We start from the raw sequence: 20,797 nt of genomic DNA, 5'->3' as shown, positions 1-20,797 counted from the left end.
GGGAGTCGACCTGGTTGGGTCGGCGACCGACGACAACCTCGCGAGGTGCGTGCCTGGGCGCCGCGCAGTAGGGCAGTTGACTTTGAAACAGCCCCTAAGCGGCGAGCAGCTCGTACCGGACCGGGATCACGCCGGAGCCGGTGCCGCCGACGGCGCGCATCGCGGCGGTCGACAGATCGAGGCAGCGGCCCGGGGTGAACGGGCCGCGGTCGTTGATCCGCACCACGACGGCCTCGTCGTTGTTCTCGTTGACGACACGGACCCGGGAGCCGAACGGGAACGTGCGGTGGGCGGCGGTCAGCGCCTCGGGGTCGAACGGCTCGCCGCTGGCCGTCGCCTGGCCCTCGCCGTAGAAGGAGGCCCGGCACTCTCCGGTGGAGACGACCTTCGCCCCGGCCGGAGCCTTCTTGACCTGGAGCTTCGGCGCCGCGAAGGCGTCCTCCGCGGGGGCCGCGCCGCCGGGGGCCGGACCGCCGGAGACCGGGGCCTCCGAGGGGCTCGCGGAGGCGGCCGGAGCCGAGGGGACGAGGGCGACGTCGGTGGTCTCGGTGCCGCGGAGCGAGGCCAGTGCCCCGGGGACGGCCTTGACGGCCGGCGGGACGGCGGACAGCACGACGGCAGCGATGATCACGATTCTGCGCACAGGGGGATCCCAAGCTAGGGGGCAAGGACGGCGCGGCACTGGAGGCCTGCGCGGGGGTGCTTGTTCAGTTCGCGGCCACACCCATGGGGCCGGGGAGCACAGGACGCGACGCTACGTCGGAATTGCCGGAACCTTCCGTTCCGAACGCCTGTTGTGGGATTTCTCACCCCGGATTTCGACCGAGAGTGACACTAGAGGAAGATCACCGTTACCGTGTGGTTATCTCGCAGATCTCTTATCGATCACAACAGAAAAAGATCTGCACGACCGCGTCCGGTCGTGCAGATCTCTCGGTGTTATACGGCTCAGCCGATCGGCAGCGCGGGGAGCAGGCCGCCGATGCCCGCGGGCAGCGTGCCCGGGGTGCCGGGCAGCCCGCCGAGCAGGCCGGACAGGGTGTCGCCCTGCCCCACCGGCAGCACGTCGGGCAGGCCCTGCGTCGTCGAACGCCTCGCGCCGCCGGGCAGGCCGGCCGCGGGAAGGCCGCCGGTGAGGCTCTCGACGGCCCGCGCCGGGTCGGCGATCGGCAGTCCCTGGGCGAGGCCGGTGACCTGGTCGGTCACGCCGCCGAACCCGTTGACCCGGTCGGCGTGCGACTGGAGCGCCGGTCCCGCCGGGCCGGGCAGCCTGCCGCCGAGCAGGTCCGTCAGCAGCGCGGACACCGGGTCTCCGCCCTTCCTGCGCGCGGACGCCACGATCCGCTGCGCCGGCACGCACTTGGCCACGGCCAGCTCGCTGACCTTGCCCGTCCGGTCCGTGACGTGCATCCCGGTGACGGTCAGAGCGCCCTCGGCGTCCTTCGTCTGCTTGTTGAAGATCGCCATCGCGCCGTCCAGCAGCGGGACCTTCGTGTTGGCGACCGGCGTCCGCGGCAGCCTCCTGCCCTGGACCGAGCCACCGGTGATCTTCGTGACCGCCCGCATCGCGCCCTTCGAGGTGGTGACGCAGCGGGACGACAGGCCGTCCATCTTCAGGCCGAGGGCGTCGCCGGCGACCGTGCCGAGCTCGGCGAAGACGTCCTGCGCGCCGGTGCGGGAGGCGCTGACCCGGCCGTTGCCCTGCGTGGTGGTGACCAGGCCGTCGACCACCTTCGCCGGACCCGAGACCACCGGGTCGGCGAGGTCGGCGACCGGGGTCTGCGCGGTGGCGCCCCGCAGCAGCGCCGCGGTGGGTCCGTCGGTCGTGTCGGCGTGCGCGGGAAGCGCGCCGAACAGCGCGACCGGCGCGACCGCGGCGGCGAGCAGCATATTCCTGGTCGTGCTCTTCATTTCTGTTCCCCCCGGAGGTGGCTCAATTCACCGCCCCTTCGGCGGCACCGTTCGAGACGGGGACGTTAGTACAGGTCACGGCGAGCGCACAGCCGAATCCCGAATTCATGAAGAACGGAGAGAACGATCTACCGGAATGGCATATCCGCCATTTCTCAGGTCACTTTTGTCATCGAAGCACACCTAACCGGACGGCCGCCGGGGCGGTGACCGTCGCGGGGCAGGTAGCGCAAACGGGTCCAACCAGGCCAAGCTCTTAACTACCCTTTAGCGGGACCATGCCATGGTGTGGTCGCGAAGAGACCCCGGAGGACAGAGCAGTGGCAACCAAGAGCAAGGCGGGCGGCGGCAGCGCCAAGGAGCGGGTGGCGGCCATGCGCGCGGCCGAGAAGCGCAAGGAACGCCTGCGCTGGCTGCTCACCTTCTCTGTCGTCCTCGTGATCGTCGCGGCCCTGGTGGGCGGCGCCTTCTGGGCCATCCAGAAGAGCGACGAGGACAAGAAGAAGAAGGCCGAGAAGGCCAACGCCGCCCGGCTGGCGGAGGGACCGCCCAAGGGCGGGTCCTGGGCGCTGCCGGCCGACCCGGTCGCCGCGGCCGAGAAGCTGGGCCTCGAGGTCAAGGGCGGCATGGAGGAGGGCTCGGCCAAGCACGAGCACTCCCACCTTTCGATCTTCATCAACGGGCAGCCCGTCGCGGTCCCGGCCAACCTCGGCATCGACACGCTGAGCGGCCACATCGCCGAGCTGCACACCCATGACGCCCGCGGCGTGATCCACGTCGAGGCGTTCCAGAGCAAGCCGTTCTACCTCGACCAGGTCTTCAAGATCTGGGAGGTCCCGCTGAGCGCGTCCGAGATCGGCCTGCTCAAGACCGACGCCACCCACACGCTGAAGTTCTACGTGGACGGCAAGGAGGTCACGGAGGACCCGAGCAAGATCGAGCTGACCGCGCACCGCGAGATCGGTGTCGTCTACGGCACCGCCGCCGACAACGCCAAGGTGAAGGTGCCCGCGAGCTTCCAGTTCGACAACGGCGAGTAGCACCCGAAGGCCCCCGCACACCCGAAAGCCCCTCAGAAGCCCCGGAACCCCTGTGGTTCCGGGGCTTCTGACTTTTGTCACAGCGAAGCGGTGATCGGCGGCACTAACCCGGCGGCGGCCCGGAATCCAGTATCGAAGACATGAACGCGATCACCTTCTCCCAGGTACGCAAGGCCTTCGGCGCCGTCCAGGCCGTCGACGGCATCGACCTCACGATCCCGGCCGGCCGGTCCATCGCCCTCCTCGGCCCGAACGGCGCGGGCAAGTCCACCTCGATCAGCATGCTGCTCGGTCTCGCGAAGATCGACTCGGGGGAGATCTCGGTCTTCGGCGAGACGCCCGCCAAGGCCGTCGAGAAGGGCTACGTCGGAGCGATGCTCCAGGAGGCCAAGCTCCCCTCAGGCCTGACCGTCGGGGAGATCGCCGACTTCGTCCGCGGCCTCTACCCGGCCCCCCTGGAGCTGGCGGAGCTGCTGGAGCTCGCCGGCCTCACCGAACTGGCGGGCCGCCGCGCCGACACCCTGTCCGGCGGGCAGGCGCAGCGGCTGCGGTTCGCGATGGCGATCGCCGGCTCCCCCCGCCTGCTGGTCCTGGACGAGCCCACCGCGGCCATGGACGTCGAATCGCGGCGGCTGTTCTGGGCGTCGATGCGGGACTACGCGGCGGGCGGCCGGACGGTCCTGTTCGCCACCCACTACCTCGAGGAGGCCGACGAGAACGCCGACCAGGTGATCGTCATCGCCCACGGCAAGGTGATCGCCGAGGGCGCCCCCGCCGAGATCAAGAGGATGGCCGGCGGCCGCACGGTCCGCTTCACCCTGGGCGAGCAGCCCTCGGCCGGGCTCGACGCCCTGCCGGGCGTGACCGCCGTCGAGATCCACGGCGCGACCGTGACCCTGCGGACCGACGACTCCGACGGCACCGCGGAGGCCCTGTTCAAGAAGACCACGCTGAAGATCCGTGACCTCGAGATCACGGGCGCCGGTCTCGAAGACGCCTTCCTCTCCCTCACCAAGTAAGGACCACGAAAATGATCAAGTACACGCGTCTCGAGATCCTCCGGACCTTCCGCGACCGCCGGTTCCTGTTCTTCTCCGTGGGCTTCCCGGTGATGCTCTACCTGCTGTGGACCAACGTCTTCGGCGACGACGGCTCGTCCGACAAGACGACCGGGCTGACCGTCGACACCTACATGATGGTCGCGTTCGGCGCCTACGGGGCGATCGGCGCGGCCCTGAGCACGACCGGGCCCCGGCTGGCGACCGAGCTCCAGGACGGCTGGCTGCGGCAGCTCCAGGTCACCCCGCTGCGGTCGTGGCAGGTGATCTCGGCCCGGATCGTCACGGCGCTGACCGTGGCGCTGCCGAGCATGCTCCTGGTCGCGCTCACGGCGGTCATCACCAAGGGCGTCAGCCTGTCGGCGGCGCAGTGGGCCGGTACCGTCGTGGCCCTGACGCTCGGCGTCCTGCCCTTCGCGGCGCTCGGCACGCTGATCGGCGCGACCGTGAAGGGCGACTCGGCCCAGCCCGCGATGCTGATGGTCTACTTCCCGCTCGCGATCATCGGCGGGCTGTGGGTGCCGGTGTCGAACCTGCCCTCCTTCCTCCAGGACATCGCCCCCTACACCCCGGCGAACCGGATGGCCGAGCTCGGCTGGGACATCGTCGGCGGCAACGGGGTCTCCGGCGCGGGCGTCCTGGTGCTCGTGGTCTGGACGGCCGCCCTGGGCGCGCTCGCCACCTTCGGGTACCGCAGGGCTACCGTGGCGGCGTGATGAACAGTGTGTTCGGCTACACCGCGGACGGGGAGCGGAGGATCGCCCCCCGCCGCGGACGCGCGATCGGCCTCTCCTTCGGCATGGGATTCCTGATCCCCCTGGTCCAGGAGATCGCCGGGTACGGCCACGCGAAGCGGATCGCCGGGCTGCTCGCGCTGGCGCTCTTCCTCGGCCTCTACTACGGGACCGCGCTGATCCAGGACCACTGGAACGCCCCGATCACCCGCAGGGGCTGGATCCTGTACGGCTCGCTCGCCGGGCTGGCCGTCCTGCTCCCTGTGGTGATGGGCCCCGACTGGACGGGTCTGCCGATCTACGTCTCGATCGTCTCGGCGCTGTTCCTGCCGCGCCGGTTCGTGCTGCCGGCGATCCTGGCCACCACCGCGGTGACGGCCCTGCTGTGCGTACTGATCAACGATGACGAGTCCGGCTCGATGTACATCATCTTCGCCACCCTCGGCCTCGGCGTCATGATGATGGCGTTCCGGCACTCCCGGGAGCTGGTCGAGCAGCTCCGTGAGGCGCGGGCCGAGGTGGCGCGGCTGGCGGCGTCGGAGGAGCGGCTGCGGATCGCCAGGGACCTGCACGACCTGCTGGGGCACAGCCTGTCGCTGATCGTGCTGAAGAGCGAGCTGGCGGCGCGGATGGCGGTCAAGGACCCGGAGCGGTCGCTGGCCGAGGTGAAGGACGTCAACAAGGTGGCGCGCGAGGCCCTCGCGGACGTCAGGGAGACGGTGTCGGGGTACCGGCAGCGGTCGCTGGCCGAGGAGCTCGACTCCGGCCGGGCCGTGCTCGGCGCGGCGGGGATCACCCCGGCCGTCCGGACCTGCGGGACACCGCTGCCGCCCGGCCGGGACGCCCTGTTCGCCTGGGTGGTGCGCGAGGCGGTCACCAACACCGTCCGGCACTCCGGAGCGGAGCACTGCGCGATCACCGTGACGGACGCTTCGGTCGAGATCGTCGACGACGGGCGGGGCGCGCCGGACCTCCGGCCGGGCAACGGGCTGACGGGGCTGCGCGAGCGGGTCGCGGCCGCGGGGGGCGAGGTCGAGGCCGGTCCCCGGGCGGGCGGCGGATTCGCCGTTAAGGTCTCTTTGTGATCCGTGTGATGCTCGCCGAGGACCAGGGGATGGTCCGGGGCGCCCTGGCCACCCTGCTCGGCCTCGAGGACGACCTGGAGGTCGTGGCGACGGCCGCGAACGGCGCCGAGGCGGTGGCGCTCGCCGTGGAGGTCCGGCCCGACGTGGCCCTGCTCGACATCGAGATGCCCGAGATGGACGGGCTCACCGCGGCCGGTGAGATCCGCAGGACCGTCCCCGGCTGCCAGGTCATGATCCTCACGACCTTCGGGCGCCCCGGTTACCTGCGGCGGGCCATGGAGGCGGGCGCCGCGGCGTTCCTGGTGAAGGACAGCCCCGCCGAGGAGCTCGCCGCCGCCATCCGCCGGGTCCTCAAGGGCGAGCGGGTGATCGACCCGGCGCTGGCCGCCGCGGCGCTCAGCGCGGGCCCCAACCCGCTGTCGCAGCGCGAGCGGGACGTCCTGAACGCCAGCGAGAGCGGCGCCGCCATCAGCGACATCGCCCGGTCCCTGCACCTGTCGGAGGGCACGGTCCGCAACTACCTGTCGACGGCCATCAACAAGGTGGGCGCCCGGAACCGGATCGAGGCCGTCCAGCGGGCGCGCACCCAGGGCTGGCTCTAGCCGTCTAGGGAGTGGCCTTCAGGCCCGCGCAGCGGCGCAGGCCGTTCCAGCGGGTCAGCTCGGCCTTGGCGGCCGGGCCCTTCAGCAGGTAGGGCAGGCCGCCGGAGATCCGCGCGGTCTTCCACACCGACTTGGTGACCTTGCGGCCCTCGATCCTCAGCAGCAGGACACCGGAGTTCGCTGTCTGGCCGTTCGCCGAGGAGAAGACGAAGTTGCCGAGCCCGTAGTGGACGTAGCGGCCGTCGAGGTAGCCGCCGCCGAGCGGGATGTGGGCGTGGCTGCCGACCACGACGTCGGCGCCGGCGTCGATGAGCTGCTGGGCGAGTTCCTGCTGGCGGGGCAGCGGGCAGGGGCTGAGCTCCTGGCCCCAGTGCAGGTTGACGATCACGACGTCGGAGGTGGCGCGAGCGGCCTTCACCGACTTCACCATCGGGGCGACGAGCTTGGCGTTGGCGAGGCCGCCCTTGGTCGCGGTGGCCGTCCAGGCGGGGATGAGGTGGTCGTCGAGGACCTGGGTGGCGCCGATGACGGCGACCCTGTTGCCCTTCACGGTCGTGTGCCAGGCCTTGTAGGCCTCTTCGGCGTTCCTGCCGATCCCGACCGTCGGGAAGCCCGACTTCTTGATCGCCTTGAGGGAGTCGCGGAGCCCGGACTCCATGAAGTCCATGCCGTGGTTGTTGGCCATGGTCGTCACGTCGACGCCCGCGCCCTTGAGCGCGGCGAACGCGCTGATCGGGGCCCGGAAGTGGAACTCCTTGCCCGGGGCGGGCGTCCCGGCCGTGGTGATCGCGGTCTCGAGGTTGACCATCGCGAGGTCGGCCTTGCGGAGCGTCGCGGCGATGGGCCCGAGGGCGGTCTTCGGGTCGTTCAGCCGGGCCCGCAGCGACCCCTCGAAGTGCGTGTCACCGCCGAAGGCGACGACGAAGGGCTCCTTGGCCTCCGCCTCCGGGCCCGGCTTCGCGGACCTGGAGGTCTTGGGCGCGGTCGTCCCCGTGTCGCCCTCGGCCTCGGAATTGCCCTTCGAGCTGCTGCAGGCCGAGGCCGCCAGCGCCGCGCTCAGCGCCACCCCGAGCATGATCTTCGCGCGCAATCCCACTCCTCAGCCGAACGTGTTGGCGCCAGGATGGCAGATCGCCGCCCTGAGCAGGCACCAAGTTACTGGGCCTTGGCGGGGAAACCGGCGCAGGCGCTCAGCGCCTGCCAGGCGACATAGGCGTTCTGGGCCTGGGCGCCGGTCAGCGGCTGGGGCAGCCCGGCACCCTGGATGACGGCCGGAGCCCAGTCGGCGTTCTTCACCGCGTGCCCGCTGACCGTCAGGGTGAGGACGCCGGACTGGGCGGTCGGGCCGTTGAAGTTGTAGAAGACGAAGTTGCCGAGACCGTAGTGCACGTACTTGTCGGTCTTGAGGAAGCCGCCGGCCTGGAGGACGTGGGCGTGGCTGCCGACGACCGCGTCGGCTCCCGCGTCGACGAGCTGCTGGGCGAGGGTCTTCTGGTTCTCGGTCGGGCAGCTCTGCTTCTCCACGCCCCAGTGCAGGTCGACGATCACCGTGTCGTACTCGCCCGCCGCCGCCTTGACGGCCGCGATCAGCCGGGCCGGGTCCTTGGCCGAGGCGAGGCCGCCCTGGGCGTCGGTGGCGGTCCAGGCGGTCGCGAGCTCGTCGTCGAGGACCTGGGTGGCGCCGAAGAAGGCGATCTTCGAGCCCTTCACCGTGGCGACATGGGGCTTGAACGCCTCGGCGGCGTTCCTGCCGATGCCGACGACGGGGAAGCCGCTGTCCTCGGCACCGTTCAGGGAGTCCTCGAGCCCCTCGGCCCCGAAGTCGAGGCCGTGGTTGTTGGCCATCGTCGCCACGTCCACACCCGCTCCCTTGAGCGCGGCGAACGCGGACGACGGAGCGCGGAAGGCGAACTGCTTCGCGGCGCCCGTGCCCCGGTCGGTGACGGCCGTCTCCAGGTTGACCATGGCGAGGTCGGCCTTGGACAGCTGCTCCTTGATCGGGCCGAGGGCGGTGGCGGGGTCGCTCAGCCGCCCGGCGAGCTGCCCCTCGAAGTGGACGTCGCCGCCGAACGCGATCGTGACCGGCTCCTTGGCGCTCTTGCCGCCGCCTCCGCCGTCACCGGAGTCCGAGCAGCCGGTGAGAAGGAGGGCCGGGACGGCGCCCAGGGCGATCAGTCTGCGCATCATGTTCCCTAGGATGCCGTGCTGAATATGCTGGTTCGGGCATTCAGCTGCGAAAGGACGTCAGTGGACATCTCCGCGCTCCGCCGCGACACCCCGGGCGCCGGGCGGGCGATCCATCTCAACGCGGCGGGGGCGTCCCTGGTGCCGCGGCCGGTCCTCGAGACGATGGTGACGCACCTCACCCTCGAGGCCGAGCTGGGCGGCTACGAGGCGGCCGACGCCGTGGCCGGGCGGCGGGCCGAGGGCTACGCCGACCTGGCGCGGCTCGTCGGGGCCCGTCCCGGGGAGATCGCCTTCGTGGAGAGCGCCACCCACGCCTTCGACCGGGCCTTCTACGCGATCCCCTTCAAACCGGGCGATCGAATCCTGACCACCACGAGCGAGTACAACAGCAACGCCCTGGCCTACGTGCAGGCGTCCCAGCGGTACGGCACGGCCGTCGAGGTCGTCCCCGACGACGCGCACGGCACGATCGATCTGGAGGCCCTGGAGCGGTCGCTGGGGCGCGGCGGGGTCAGGCTGGTGTCGATCAACCACATGCCGACCCACGACGGCCTGGTGAATCCGGTCGCCGACGTGGGCCGGCTGGCCCGCGAGCACGGCGCCCTGTTCCTCCTCGACGCCTGCCAGTCGGCGGGCCAGACCCCCCTCGACGTCGAGGAGATCCGCTGCGACCTCCTTTCGGCGGCCGGGCGCAAATTCCTGCGCGGCCCCCGCGGCACCGGCTTCCTCTACGTCCGCCGGGAGATCATGGCCGAGCTCGATCCGCCGGTCGTCGATCTGCACTCCGCCGACCTGACCGGGCCCGGCTCCTTCACCTTCCGCGACGACGCCCGCCGGTTCGAGACATGGGAACGTTCCGTGGCCGCCGAGCTGGCCCTGGCCGAGGCCGCCCGCTACGCCCTGGGCCTCGGCCTGGAGGCGATCTCCGTCCGCGTCCGCGCCCTGGCGGCGTCCTTCCGCGCGGCCCTGGCGGATCTGCCGGGGATCACGGTCCACGACCGCGGCCTGGAGAAGAGCGCGATCGTCACCTTCACCCACGACCGCTTCGCGGCCTACGACCTCGTCGCCGCCCTCGCGGCCCGCGGCGTCGTCACCCGGGTCTCGGAGCAGACCTACCGCTACGACGAGGGCCCGGCCCCCCGCCACCGCGTCCGCGCCTCGTTCCACTACTACGTGACCGAGGACGAGCTCACCGAGGCCGTGGAGATCCTGCGATCCCTCTGATCACGGCCTCTGATCATGGGCGTCGCGGCTGTCGGCCGGGGCCTCCTCGCGGTCGGTCAGGCCGTAGTCGCGGATGACGCCCGCGACCCGGAGGCGGTAGCCGGCGAAGACGCCCTCGCGGCCGGCGGTCTGGGCGGCGCGGTGCTCGCCGACCGCCCGCCAGGCGCGGACGGCCTGCTCGTCGCGCCAGAACGACAGCGACAGCATCTTGCCGGGGGTGGTGAGGGATGCGAAGCGCTCGATGGAGACGAAGCCGTCGATCTTCTCCAGGAGCGGACGCAGCCCGGCCGCCAGGTCGAGGTAGTCCTGGCGTCTGCCGTCCGCGGGTGTGACCTCGAAGATGACCGCGATCATGCGGCTCACGCTACGCGGCGGCTACGACAGATGGACGGCCAGGGGCCGGGTGGCCTTCGGCGGGTGGGTGGTCAGGTGGCGGCGGAACCAGTCGGTGAGGGCGGCGTCGACGCTGACCGCGGCGGCGATCGGGGGCCGCGGCTCCATGCCGGGCTCGGCGGCCAGGGCGTGGCCCATCCGGAAGGTCGAGGCCTCGGTGATCGTCACTCCGGCGCCGGTCAGGGCGTCACGCAGGGCGAGGACCTCGGCGGCGGGAACGAGCAGGTCGGTGGCCCCGGCGACGAGCAGGGTGCGGGGGTCGCAGCGGGCGATGTCTCCCGCGCGGGAGACCAGGTCGAGCCGCTCGGCGACGGTCCGCGAGGCCTCGGTCCACGGGTAGGGGCCGAACCGGCGCTCCCTGGCCGCGACGGTCCTGGCCGGGTCCGCGATCGGCGAGACCAGCGCCAGCGCCGACACCGGGACGGCCTGCTCGGCCACCGCCAGCAGCGCCGCGGTCCCCCCCTCGCCGTGTCCCGCCAGCCCGATCGCCCCGTCGCCGCAGCCCAGCAGCTCCCGCAGCTCGGCGACGACGGCCGGGAGCTCGGCCACGGCGCTCTCCACCTTGGCGCCGAGCAGATCGAGATAGTCCTGCCCCCCGATGTCCGGCAGGCGCAGCCCGAGGTAGACCCGCCAGACGGGCACCCCGGTCATCGGCACCGCGGCCGCCAGGGCCGCCTCGGTCCGCGGCGCGTCGAAGGCGTGCCAGGACACGACCAGGCCCTCGCAGGCGGGGGCGTCCACGGCCGTGGGCGGAAGCGCGACAAAGGGTACGCCGCGCACCGAACCATTGCGCGGCCGTGTCAGCTCGTCACCGGACATATCCATATGGTGACATCCGAGCTGATCGAACACCTGAGAAAGTGCCGATTACGCCATCCGATCCGAGGCGACCGTTTCTACCGGTGCTGGAGGGCGTCCAGGGCGACGGCCATCGCGATGACGAGGCGGCGGTCGATCCGGGGGTCGTGGATCTCGACCGTGTACTTGTCGCGCAGGCCGAACTTCTTGACCACGGAGAAGACCGGGTGGGTGCCGCCCGCGGTGAAGTCGAAGTGGTACGGCCACGCGAAGGGCAGGTCGCTGATGTAGGGCAGGAAGCCCCAGATGCGGCGCAGGATCGCGATGTTCTTGTTGCGCTCGGTCCCGGTCGTCACGCCCAGGCCCGGCTGCTCCAGGTGGTAGGTGGAGGCGGTCAGCGAGCGCTTGAAGTCCTTCTTGAACGACCCGATCGGCTGGCCGTTGTGGTCGGTGATGTCATAGGTCGCCGCGAGGTCGATGCGCTGGCGGGCCTTGAAGCCACCGAGGACGTACTGCTTGCTCGCGTCGGTGTAGAGCGTCACCTGCTCCTTGAACGCGAGGCGCTTCTGCTGCGCGAAGGCGATCATGTGCTCCTCCCTCCCGTCGGGAGTGGAGCTGTGCACTTCGTACTTGTTCGCCATGAGGGTGACGCGCTGACGCACCAGGAATTTGGTCTGCGCCTGAACCCAGTTCATATCCACGCCAGGCAACCTAGGGGTAGATATCCCCCCAAGCAACCTAACGATCGAGATATCTGGACAAGTAGTCCTCGATCAGGGCCTTGGCCTCAGTGATGACGGAGTCGTCTCCGTCGACCTCACGCCGGAAGGCCATTTTGATGAGGGCGTCGCCCGTCTCGACCGCTATGGCGAAGGCGCGTTCCAGCTCCGGCCCGTCCGCGACGCCCGTCGTGGTGACGATCAGCTCGCGCAGCCGCCCCGCCACGACGGCGTTGTTGTCGGCCTGTTCGTCCAGCAGGTTGAGGTCGGCGACGTCGCCGAAGCGCAGGACCCGGAAGCCCGGGACGGTCCGGTGCATGTCGACGAAGATGTCGATCACGTTCCCGACGAGCTGGGACCAGCGCTCGAACCGTGAGCCCGACAGCAGCTCGCCGATCCTGATCCCGAAGTCCTCGAGGTTGCGGAGCGCGAGGGCCTGGGCGACGGCGCGCTTGTCGGGGAAGAACTGGTAGACCGAGCCGATCGCGACGTTGGCCCGCTGGGCGATCCGCGTCGTGGACAGGGCGTCGTACCCGCCCTCGTCGAGCAGCTCGGCGCATGCGTCGAGCATCCGCTGGACGCGCTCGGCCGAGCGGCGCTGTGCCGGTCGGCGCCTCAACGGGGTTCCGGTCTCGGGGGTGCTTGTTCCTGCCACCCGTCCATCATCCCCCGGCGCGCGGTTTCACGGCGTTACAACTTGCGACTCGATGTCACATTGTGGCCTCGATCACCAACACCCGGCCGCACGGAGTTCAAGACGCCGTCCAGCGCCCGTCCCGCCGTGGCCCCACGCGTCATCATGGGACCCATCGGCCCCGCCCGCACTCCCCTGCGCGGCGGGGCTTCGTCCGTCGGGCGAAGACGAGCCGGAGAAGAGGACGAGCCGGAGAATCAGGCCCCGATGGCCTTCATGATGAGCGGCCAGGCCTTCTTGTACTCGCGGTCCCAGTAGCCCCACTGGTGGAAGCCGGGGCCGTAGAGGGAGGCCGTGACCGGGATGCCCAGGGCCTTCAGCTTGGCGACCAGGTCCTGGTTGGTCATGCCGACCAGGCGCTCGCTGATCGAGCCGAGGATGTAGGTCTGGGCGCCGTCGGTGCCCGCGCTGCCGATCTGCTCCAGCAGGCCCTTGTCGAGCGGGCCCTGGTCGCCGTTGCCGGCCGACAGGTAGAGCCCGGTCCCGCGCAGCCGGTCGGCCAGCACGTAGGGGTCGTGGTCCATCCAGTTCATCCGGTCGGTGAGCGGGTTGCCCCACTTGTCGAACGGGTCCTTCAGGGTGGACTCGGCGTCGCCGAAGTCGGTCAGCATCATCATCGCGGGGATGCCCGGCTTGGTGGTGTGCACGATGCCGCTGTAGCTGGCCACGTACTTGTAGAAGCCGGGGTTGCGGGCGGCGTAGGTGACCCCGCCCTGCCCGCCGGAGGAGATGCCCATGACCGCGCGGCTCGTGCCGCCGCGGAAGTTCCGCTCGATGAGCTGCGAGAGCTCCTTCGTGTGGAAGGTCTCCCACTTCGGGTTGCCGAACTTGCCCTTGTTGTACCAGTTGGTATAACCCTGGCCCCGGCCGCCGCTCGGCATCACGACGATCGCCCGGCCGGCCTTCGACGTGACCTCGAGGTCGGTCTTGTTCACCCAGTCGAGGTAGTCGCTGGGACCGCCGGTGAGGACGGTCAGGACCGGCCACGTCCGCTTGGCGCGGGCGCTCCAGCCGACCGGGACGATGATCCGGACCTTCGGGTCCTCGGAGTCGATGAGCGGGGTGTCGATCGTGATGTCGACCGTCTGCGCGTCGATCTGCACACGTTCGATGATCTTCCCGCCGTCGTCGGCGGGCACCGGGGCCGCGGCGACGGCCTGGCCGGTGACCGACAGCAGACCGAGCCCGAGCGCGGCCGAAGCCGCCATGCTGAACACGCGACGCATCACTACCGCACTCACTGTCCTCGCGCCTGGATGAGAAACTTTCAAGATTGCCGTGGGGTAGGTCGCAACATATCGGACATAAGTTGCGCACGGGAAGATCCGTTGAGTTGCAAATCGGGCTCCTTCCCGTGCGGAACCGATGATGACATCGCTCTCGCGAAGGGAGCGGGAAGGGCCTAGGGAGTGGTCCCGGGCTCGTCCACCAGGCCGAACGCCGTCTCGGCGCTGGCGTAGACGACCTCTCCCTCCCTGGTGCCCGGTTCGGGGGTGAAGGAGGTGCCGGCCGTCTTCCCGCCCTTCGGCCTGAACGAGGTGTCGAAGTCGCGGACCTGCCGCTCACCGATCAACTGGAAGGTCTTCGGGTCGAAGATCAGCTCCTGGCGCAGGCCGTTGAAGGTCTGGCCGACCGCGATGCCCTTCCCGCCGGCCAGCGTGGGGACGTCGCGGTAGACCTTCGTGCCGGGCAGCTTCGCCGCGGCGGCGAACAGGGCGGCCAGCGACCTCGGCGCGATGTAGCGCTCGCGGATCGTGTCGCCGACGGTGGTGAAGGCCTGGACGTCCGGCGGGTTGCCGCCCTGGCTGTGGTCGTAGAGCCACTTCAGCGCCGTGGCCGCGGTGACCGGCAGGTTCGGCAGGTGGGCCGGCTCGTTGGCGCAGCCCGTCGGGGGGTGGGCCGGGTCGAACGCGACGAGCTTCTCCTTCTTCTGCCCCTCCGGGAGGCTCCGGCCGTCGCAGAGCCACTCGTGGATCCGGTCGCCGCCCGACTTCTGGTCGATCAGGCCCGCGTTCTTCCCGCTCACCGACAGCCAGATCTGGCGCGTCGTGTCGAAGGGCTCCGGGGCCTGCTGCCCGGTGCCGGCCGACAGGCCCTGCTGGTGGCTCTTCGAGGCGAAGTAGAGGTACTGGCCGGGCTTCGGGTTCAGCGCGGGACGCGCGCCCGCCGCATGGGACGCCCTGGTCAGCACCTGGCCGGCCGACATCAGGACCGGCTCGCCGGGGGCGACGGGGCCGTCGGGCGTCGCGGTGGGGACGGCGGTGCCGCCGGTGCCTCCCCCGAGGAGCAGGACGGCCGCCGCGGCGCCCGCGAGGACGGTGCCGAGACCGCCCGCGAGGAAGAGCGGCGCACGGCTGCGGCGGGGGGCGGAGAGTTCGTTCATCAGATGCTGCCTCCGGGTCGAGTGCCCAGGCAGGTCCCGTCGATCCGGGATGTTCATGACAGTTCCTCCCTGAAAGCGTGTTCTCTTCCTCTGTGTCCGGCCGTCGGCAGCGGTTCCCGAAGTTTCTCGCGGGCCCTGTTGAGACGGGAGCGGACCGTGCCGACCGGCACGCCCAGCGCGGCGGCCGCCTGCTCATAGGAGAGCTCCTCCCAGACGCACAGGGCCAGCACGTCCTGGTGGCGGCGGGGCAGCCTGGAGATGCGGTCGAGGATCTCGCGCATCCGCCGGCGGTCGTCGACCCTCGCGGCGACGGCCTCGGTGTCGTCCTCGTCGCGCGTCCTGGGCATCCTGGCCAGGGCGGCGGCGTGGCGGCGCAGGGCGCGCTGGTGGTTGCGCAGCACGTTGGTGGCGACCCCGTACAGCCAGGGCAGCAGGGAGTCGTGATCGAGACGGACGTCCGCGCGCCGCCGCCAGGTCTCCAGGAAGACGACCGAGGCCAGGTCCTCGGCGGCGGCCCAGTCGGCGGTGCGCCGGAAGCAGTAGTTGTAGACCGCGCGGTGGTGCCGGTCGAACAGGACCCCGAAGGCTCCCTCGTCCCCGTCCAGCGCCGCGCGCCAGAGCGCTTCGTCGGTCGAACCAGAGATGCTCACGTCCGCCTGTGTCCGCTGCGGGGGCCGGGTTCCGCACTTTATGCGCACCGGTTGACTTCAACCTTTGTTCAAGTTGAAGGATCGCGGCATGAGAGCAGCAGCGTTCACCTCCCCCGGCGTCGTAGAGATCATCGAACTCCCCGTTCCCGAGCCCGGAGCGGGCGAGGTGCGGATCCGCGTGCGGACCGCGGGCGTCCAGCCCGTCGACCTCGCCGTCGGCGGCGGGTACACCATGCCCGGCGTCCCCGACGTGTGGCCGCGCGTCGTCGGCAACGAGGTCGCGGGCACCATCGACGCGACCGGGCCCGGCGTCACGGGGTTCGAGCCCGGCGACGAGGTCCTGGCCTTCTCCCGGCTGAACTGCTACCAGGAGTACACCCTGGTCCCGGCCGACCAGGTCATGCCGAAGCCGAAGACCATGCCCTGGGAGATCGCGGGCGTCTTCCCCGCCGCGATCATGACCCCGCACATCGCCCTGACCGAGCTGGGCGTGGGCCCCGGCATGACCGTGCTCATCCACGCCGCGGCGGGCGGGGTGGGGCCCGCGGGCGTCCAGCTCGCCAGGGCCTGGGGCGCCACGGTGATCGGCACCGCGAGCGAGGCCAACCACGACTACCTGCGCTCGCTCGGGGCGCTGCCCGTCGCCTACGGCCAGGGATGGTGGAGCGGGTCCGCGCGCTGGCTCCCCAGGGTGTGGACGCCGTGGTCGACGGCGCGGGCGGCGAGGCGCTCACCGGCTCCCTCGAACTCGTCGACGACCCCTCCCGGATCGTCACGCTGGTCGAGCACGCCAAGGCCCCCGGGCTCGGCGTGCGGACCACCCCGCTGAAGCGGTCGCTGGCCCGGCTCGCGGAGGCCGTCGACCTCTACGAGCGGGGCGAGCTGGACCTCGTCCTGCGCGGGGTCTTCCCCCTCGCCGGGGTGGCCGAGGCCCACAAGATCGTGGCGACCGGCCATGGCAGGGGGAAGGTCGTGCTGGTCATCGAAGGCTCGTGAACAGCCTCTCCGCCTGGGGCTGCCTGAGCTGGATCCGGCTCGGGTCGGCGGGGTAGGGGGCCCACGGCACCGTGCTGAACGCGGCGTCCTCCGCTCCGCCGACCGACGCGGCGATGGTGAGCATCCGCTGGACGGTCAGGTTCCCGTCGCTCCTGACGGCCGCCGCGAACGCCCGCACCAGCCGGGTCATCTTCACCGGATCGGTCCTGACCTTCGCGGCCCTGCCCAGCAGCGACTTCACGAAGAGCTGCTGGCGTTCGATCCGGCCGAGATCGGAGCCGTCACCCAGACCGTGGCGGGCCCGCACGTACGCCAGGGCCGTCTCCCCCCTGACGAGGTGCCTGCCCGCCGGCAGCTTCAGCCCGGAACCGCGATCGTCGACCGCCTTCGGCAGCGTGATCTCCACCCCGCCGACGGCGTCCACGATCTTCTTGAGTCCCGTGAAGTCGATCTCGACCACATGGTTCAGGCGGAGGCCGGTGAGCGACTCGACGGCTTTCTTCGAGCAGGCGGCCCCGCCGATCGTGTACGCCTCGTTGATCAGCCCCGTGTGCCCGGGCGACGTGCCCCCGGCCGTGGTCCGGCAGGAGGGCAGCCGCACCATCAGGTCGCGCGGGAGGCTCACGACCCGCACCTTTGTCCCGTCCGCCGGGATGTGGGCGACCATGATCGTGTCCGAGCGCTCCCCCGGCCCCTTCCGGCCGTACGCGCCGTTGGCGCCCTCCCGGCTGTCCGTGCCGAGGACGAGCACGTTGAGGTCGCTCCGCAGGTCGTCGCCGTTCGCCATCTCCCCCGGGGGGAGCGGCAGGGTCCGGCCCGCGTGGCCGTTCAGCACGACCGTCGGGACCAGGACGGCCGCCGCGGTGACGGCCGCGACCGCGCCCAGCACCGCGAACCCGCCCGGGCGCGCGAAGAACGGCCGCCGGGCCTTCCCGGTCAGCCGGTTGCGCTGGCGGGCCAGCGACGCGGGCGGCTCGTGCTCCAGCTCACGCCCGAACTCGCGCAGAAGGTTCATGTCGTCCATGGGATTCACACCTCGTCCAGGGGATTCACGTCGCCGAGCGAGGCACGGACCTTGCGGCGGGCGCGGTTGAGCCGGGATCGCACGGTCCCGACGGGGATGGCCAGGGCCTGGGCGGTCTCCTCGTAGGAGAAGTCGCCCCAGGCGATCAGCAGCAGCACGTCGCGGTCGCCCGGGTTCAGGCCGGCCAGCGCGGAGGCCAGCTCCGCCCGCACGCCCTCGGCCGCGACGCCCGCCGCGACCCGCTCGTCGGGCGACTCCTCGTAGGGCACGCCGGGACCGCTGCGCTCCAGCGCCCGGTACCTGGCCGCCTCCTGCCGGTGGTGCCGGGAGATCAGCTTGGTCAGGATCCCGAACAGCCACGGCCGGGCGTCCCGGTAGGAGCGGTCGTAGGTCCTGCGCCGGGCGAACGCGACCAGGAACGTCTCGCCGACGACGTCCTCGGCGTTCTCGCCGCCGAGCCGCCGCGAGGTGTACCGGTACAGCAGGCCCGCGTAGCGGTCGAAGAGCTCGGCGAACGCCTCGGGCCTGCGCAGCGACTCCCCGATCAGATCGGAGTCGTCGACCCGCACGGACGTCACCATCGCGGGGTCCCGCCCGGGGGCAACGGGAGCGGACACGTCATGACCGGCCTTCCGTAGGGAACAGAGTCGGATCTGTCTCTCCGCTTCCCCCCGATCGGGTTCACGGCGGCCCCGGGGATTCTGTTCGGGGCGCGTAAGTGGTTACCTATGGGTATGACGAACCGAACGGCGTTCAGGACGTGTCCGCTGTGCGAGGCCCTGTGCGGGCTCGAGCTGACCATGGACGGTGATCAGGTCGTCAGGGTGCGGGGCGACAAGGCCGATCCGTTCAGCCAGGGGTTCATCTGCCCCAAGGGTGCCAGCTTCGGCAAGCTGGACGGCGACCCGGACAAGCTGGCCGCCCCGCTGGTCGACGGCGCCGAGGCCACCTGGGACGACGCGTTCACGACCGTCGGCGCCCGGCTGCGGCGGATCATCGACGAGCACGGGAAGAACGCCGTGGCCGTCTACCTCGGCAACCCGAGCGCGCACGGCATCGCGGGCCCGATGTACAGCCCGATGATCGTCCGAGGGATCGGGACCAAGAGCGTCTTCAGCGCGTCCACGAGCGATCAGATGCCCAAGCACGTCAGCACCGGCTACATGTTCGGCGACCCGCTCGCCATCCCCGTGCCCGACCTGGACCGGACCGGCTACCTGCTGATGCTGGGCGCCAACCCGCTGGAGTCCAACGGGTCGCTGTGCTCGGCGCCCGACTTCCCCGGACGGCTCAAGGCCCTCCGGGAACGCGGCGGCCGTCTCGTGGTCGTCGACCCGCGCAAGACCAGGACGGCGGGGCTCGCGGACCGGCATGTGCCGATCCGGCCGGGAACCGACGCGTGGTTCCTGTTCTCCCTCGTCCACACCCTGTTCACGGAGGACCTGACCGCGCTCCGCCACGAGGTGGACGGCCTGGAGCGGCTCCGCGAGCTCGCCGCGGACTTCTCCCCCGAGGCCACCGCCGCGGTGACCGGGGTGCCCGCCGAGGTGACCCGGGAAATCGCCCGCGAGCTGGCCGCCGCCGAGACCGCCGCCGTCTACGGCCGCATCGGCACCCACACCCAGTCGTTCGGGACGCTCTCGAGCTGGCTCGCCGACGTGCTCAACGTGCTGACCGGCAACCTCGACCGCGCGGGCGGGGCGATGTTCCCCAAGCCCGCCCACTGGGGCGGGAAGCGGAACCGCCCCTACACCACGGGACGCTGGAGGAGCCGGGTCCGCGGCCTCCCCGAGGCCAACGGCGAACTGCCCGTCGCGACCCTCGCCGAAGAGATCGAGACCCCCGGCGAAGGCCAGATCAAGGCGCTGATCACGATCGGCGGCAACCCGGTCCTGTCGGCGCCCAACGGGGAGCGGATCGGCAAGGCCCTCGAGCACCTCGAGTTCATGGTCAGCGTCGACCCGTACCTCAACGAGACGACCGCCCACGCCGACGTGCTCCTGCCGCCGCCGCCGCACACCCGGACCCCGCACTACGACCTGGCGCTGCTGGGCTTCACCGTCCGCAACTACGCCCGCTACTCACCGCCCGCGGCCGACAAGGGCGACCGTCCGGCCGAGTGGGAGATCCTGGCGCGGATCGCGTCGGAGGTGACCGGGATGTCCCCCGAGGACCTCGACGAGATGGTCATCACGGGAGCCCTGCGCAAGGCCGGCCGCGAGGACCTGCGCGCCGAGCTCGGCCCGGCCGGGGCCGAGGCGCGGCTGGACATGATGCTCCGGCTCGGCCCGTACGGGCTGCGCCTGGCCGACATCGTGGACGGAGTCGACCTGGGCCCGCTCCAGCCGAGACTGGAGGAGATCCTGGTCAGGGAACGGGTCGACCTGTGCCCCGAGCCCTTCGCCGCGGACGTCGCCCGGATGCGCTCCACCGCCCTGCCGGACGGTTTCGTGCTGATCGGACGGCGGCACCTGCGGTCGAACAACAGCTGGATGCACAACATCTCCTCGCTGGTCGGCGGTTCCAACCAGTGCACACTCCGCGTGCACCCCGATGACGCCGCGAAGCTCGGCGTCGGGGATGGCCAGCAGGTGAGAGTTACCTCACGCGCGGGGGAGGTCGAGGTCCCGCTGGAGTGCAACGACGAGATGATGCCGGGCGTCGTGAGCCTGCCGCACGGCTGGGGTCACGGCAGGAACGGGTCGCGGACCAGGGTCGCGGCCCAGAACGCGGGCGTCAGCGTCAACACGCTGACCGACGAGCAGGAGATCGACCCGCTGTCGGGGAACGCGGTCTTCAACGGAGTCCCGGTTCGACTCGCGCCGCTCGGGTGATCTCCGCGCGGATGGCCTCGCACAGCTCCGCGCCGGTGTCCGCCTGCACGATCAGGCGGCATCCGGCGCGCAGCTGCTCGAAGGTCAGCGGGCTGCGCGCGGTCCGGTACGCCCACCACCGGTCGGCGTCGCTGCGCCACACCCCCCAGCCAGGGAAGTCCGCCTCGATCCGCTGGACCGTGGCCTGCCGCTCGAGGGAACCGCTGGGAACCGGGGTCTCCATGATCATCGCCCACGTTGGAGGACTCAGCCGTCTTCACGGTAAGCGATGGACTGATTCCAAGCGAGAGTTCCGCTTTGTCAGATTTCGGCCATAAAAGGTGGGTTACTCAAATCTGTCACCGGGTGCGGCGAGAGTCGTCACTGAGGGTGTGAGTTAGTGTCGTGGTGTCGGAGCCGGGCAGAGGGGAAACCAAAGCCAGTGAACCGCGGAAGAGCAGCCAGGATCTTCAGGGGCATCGCCCA

At 71.0% G+C, this 20,797-nt stretch carries 22 protein-coding genes and 1 pseudogene; 9 read left to right on the top strand and 14 right to left on the bottom strand.

Annotated features, from left to right (window positions below; all coding sequences use genetic code 11):
• Positions 1 to 94 precede the first annotated feature (94 nt).
• Together ABD785_RS17765 and ABD785_RS17760 are read right to left on the bottom strand one after the other, a co-directional pair.
• A complete protein-coding gene (locus tag ABD785_RS17765) occupies positions 95 to 643 on the bottom strand; it encodes a septal ring lytic transglycosylase RlpA family protein (protein ID WP_344829300.1) in 549 nt (182 codons plus the stop codon).
• 305 nt (positions 644 to 948) lie between these two features.
• Positions 949 to 1,911, bottom strand: a complete 963-nt coding sequence (locus ABD785_RS17760; protein WP_344829299.1) for a hypothetical protein — start codon at positions 1,909 to 1,911, stop codon at positions 949 to 951.
• A gap of 320 nt (positions 1,912 to 2,231) precedes the next feature.
• Here ABD785_RS17760 and ABD785_RS17755 point away from each other — a divergent pair, with 320 nt between their 5' ends.
• The 5 genes from ABD785_RS17755 to ABD785_RS17735 all read left to right on the top strand — a co-directional run bounded on the left by ABD785_RS17755 (position 2,232) and on the right by ABD785_RS17735 (position 6,430).
• Complete coding sequence (locus ABD785_RS17755) at positions 2,232 to 2,951, top strand: hypothetical protein (RefSeq protein ID WP_344829298.1); 720 nt, start codon at positions 2,232 to 2,234, stop codon at positions 2,949 to 2,951.
• 140 nt (positions 2,952 to 3,091) lie between these two features.
• Complete coding sequence (locus ABD785_RS17750) at positions 3,092 to 3,970, top strand: ABC transporter ATP-binding protein (RefSeq protein WP_344829297.1); 879 nt, start codon at positions 3,092 to 3,094, stop codon at positions 3,968 to 3,970.
• An 11-nt stretch (positions 3,971 to 3,981) separates the two neighbouring features.
• The gene (locus ABD785_RS17745; RefSeq protein ID WP_344829295.1) at positions 3,982 to 4,725 is read left to right on the top strand and encodes an ABC transporter permease; all 744 of its coding nucleotides are present in this window, start codon (positions 3,982 to 3,984) and stop codon (positions 4,723 to 4,725) included.
• Positions 4,725 to 5,828, top strand: a complete 1,104-nt coding sequence (locus ABD785_RS17740; protein ID WP_344829336.1) for a sensor histidine kinase — start codon at positions 4,725 to 4,727, stop codon at positions 5,826 to 5,828. Before ABD785_RS17745 ends, ABD785_RS17740 begins: the two co-directional genes overlap by 1 nt.
• Positions 5,825 to 6,430 (top strand): response regulator transcription factor, encoded by a 606-nt coding sequence (locus tag ABD785_RS17735; protein ID WP_344829294.1) that lies wholly within the window; start codon positions 5,825 to 5,827, stop codon positions 6,428 to 6,430. The genes ABD785_RS17740 and ABD785_RS17735 overlap by 4 nt, the downstream gene beginning before the upstream one ends.
• A 4-nt stretch (positions 6,431 to 6,434) precedes the next feature.
• Here the strand turns inward: ABD785_RS17735 and ABD785_RS17730 are convergent, their stop codons facing one another.
• Positions 6,435 to 7,520 carry a CapA family protein gene (locus tag ABD785_RS17730; protein WP_344829293.1) on the bottom strand — a complete coding sequence of 362 codons (1,086 nt, stop codon included), beginning with the start codon at positions 7,518 to 7,520 and terminating at the stop codon, positions 6,435 to 6,437.
• Between the two features lie 65 nt (positions 7,521 to 7,585).
• Entirely contained in the window at positions 7,586 to 8,617 is a 1,032-nt protein-coding gene (locus ABD785_RS17725; RefSeq protein WP_344829292.1) for a CapA family protein, read from the bottom strand.
• Between the two features lie 60 nt (positions 8,618 to 8,677).
• Between ABD785_RS17725 and ABD785_RS17720 the strand changes: the two genes are divergently transcribed.
• Entirely contained in the window at positions 8,678 to 9,841 is a 1,164-nt protein-coding gene (locus tag ABD785_RS17720; RefSeq protein WP_344829291.1) for an aminotransferase class V-fold PLP-dependent enzyme, read from the top strand.
• On the opposite strand, the gene ABD785_RS17715 is transcribed toward ABD785_RS17720, so the two are convergent.
• The 7 genes from ABD785_RS17715 to ABD785_RS17685 all read right to left on the bottom strand — a co-directional run bounded on the left by ABD785_RS17715 (position 9,842) and on the right by ABD785_RS17685 (position 15,478).
• Positions 9,842 to 10,195: an antibiotic biosynthesis monooxygenase family protein gene (locus tag ABD785_RS17715; protein ID WP_344829289.1), complete on the bottom strand. Its 354-nt coding sequence runs from the start codon at positions 10,193 to 10,195 to the stop codon at positions 9,842 to 9,844.
• A 21-nt stretch (positions 10,196 to 10,216) separates the two neighbouring features.
• Positions 10,217 to 11,053, bottom strand: a complete 837-nt coding sequence (locus ABD785_RS17710; RefSeq protein WP_344829288.1) for an alpha/beta hydrolase family protein — start codon at positions 11,051 to 11,053, stop codon at positions 10,217 to 10,219.
• A 77-nt stretch (positions 11,054 to 11,130) separates the two neighbouring features.
• Complete coding sequence (locus ABD785_RS17705; RefSeq protein ID WP_344829335.1) at positions 11,131 to 11,727, bottom strand: LURP-one-related family protein; 597 nt, start codon at positions 11,725 to 11,727, stop codon at positions 11,131 to 11,133.
• A 43-nt stretch (positions 11,728 to 11,770) separates the two neighbouring features.
• Entirely contained in the window at positions 11,771 to 12,406 is a 636-nt protein-coding gene (locus ABD785_RS17700) for a TetR/AcrR family transcriptional regulator (protein ID WP_344829287.1), read from the bottom strand.
• A 236-nt stretch (positions 12,407 to 12,642) separates the two neighbouring features.
• Positions 12,643 to 13,653: an alpha/beta hydrolase gene (locus ABD785_RS17695; RefSeq protein WP_344829285.1), complete on the bottom strand. Its 1,011-nt coding sequence runs from the start codon at positions 13,651 to 13,653 to the stop codon at positions 12,643 to 12,645.
• A 194-nt stretch (positions 13,654 to 13,847) separates the two neighbouring features.
• Positions 13,848 to 14,885 carry a CU044_5270 family protein gene (locus ABD785_RS17690; protein ID WP_344829284.1) on the bottom strand — a complete coding sequence of 346 codons (1,038 nt, stop codon included), beginning with the start codon at positions 14,883 to 14,885 and terminating at the stop codon, positions 13,848 to 13,850.
• Positions 14,882 to 15,478, bottom strand: coding sequence for an RNA polymerase sigma factor (locus ABD785_RS17685; protein ID WP_344829283.1), 597 nt, complete (start codon positions 15,476 to 15,478; stop codon positions 14,882 to 14,884). Before ABD785_RS17685 ends, ABD785_RS17690 begins: the two co-directional genes overlap by 4 nt.
• An 88-nt stretch (positions 15,479 to 15,566) precedes the next feature.
• Here ABD785_RS17685 and ABD785_RS17680 point away from each other — a divergent pair.
• Together ABD785_RS17680 and ABD785_RS17675 are read left to right on the top strand one after the other, a co-directional pair.
• Positions 15,567 to 15,833 (top strand): annotated as a pseudogene (locus ABD785_RS17680) (alcohol dehydrogenase catalytic domain-containing protein); the annotation flags it as partial.
• 302 nt (positions 15,834 to 16,135) lie between these two features.
• Positions 16,136 to 16,474 carry a zinc-binding dehydrogenase gene (locus tag ABD785_RS17675; protein WP_344829282.1) on the top strand — a complete coding sequence of 113 codons (339 nt, stop codon included), beginning with the start codon at positions 16,136 to 16,138 and terminating at the stop codon, positions 16,472 to 16,474.
• On the opposite strand, the gene ABD785_RS17670 is transcribed toward ABD785_RS17675, so the two are convergent.
• Positions 16,458 to 17,498, bottom strand: coding sequence for an LCP family protein (locus ABD785_RS17670; protein WP_344829281.1), 1,041 nt, complete (start codon positions 17,496 to 17,498; stop codon positions 16,458 to 16,460). The genes ABD785_RS17675 and ABD785_RS17670 overlap by 17 nt on opposite strands.
• A 5-nt stretch (positions 17,499 to 17,503) precedes the next feature.
• Positions 17,504 to 18,115: an RNA polymerase sigma factor gene (locus ABD785_RS17665; RefSeq protein WP_344829279.1), complete on the bottom strand. Its 612-nt coding sequence runs from the start codon at positions 18,113 to 18,115 to the stop codon at positions 17,504 to 17,506.
• Between the two features lie 117 nt (positions 18,116 to 18,232).
• On the opposite strand from ABD785_RS17665, the gene ABD785_RS17660 reads away from it, so the two are divergent.
• Positions 18,233 to 20,332: a molybdopterin oxidoreductase family protein gene (locus tag ABD785_RS17660; RefSeq protein WP_344829278.1), complete on the top strand. Its 2,100-nt coding sequence runs from the start codon at positions 18,233 to 18,235 to the stop codon at positions 20,330 to 20,332.
• On the opposite strand, the gene ABD785_RS17655 is transcribed toward ABD785_RS17660, so the two are convergent.
• Complete coding sequence (locus ABD785_RS17655; RefSeq protein ID WP_344829277.1) at positions 20,295 to 20,555, bottom strand: hypothetical protein; 261 nt, start codon at positions 20,553 to 20,555, stop codon at positions 20,295 to 20,297. The two genes, ABD785_RS17660 and ABD785_RS17655, sit on opposite strands and share 38 nt — an antisense overlap.
• Positions 20,556 to 20,797 lie beyond the last annotated feature (242 nt).

It is taken from the genome of Actinocorallia longicatena, assembly GCF_039534125.1.
Lineage (GTDB): Bacteria > Actinomycetota > Actinomycetes > Streptosporangiales > Streptosporangiaceae > Actinocorallia > Actinocorallia longicatena.
Note: the sequence above shows the minus strand (reverse complement) of the source record. Positions and strands in the feature narration are given on the sequence as shown.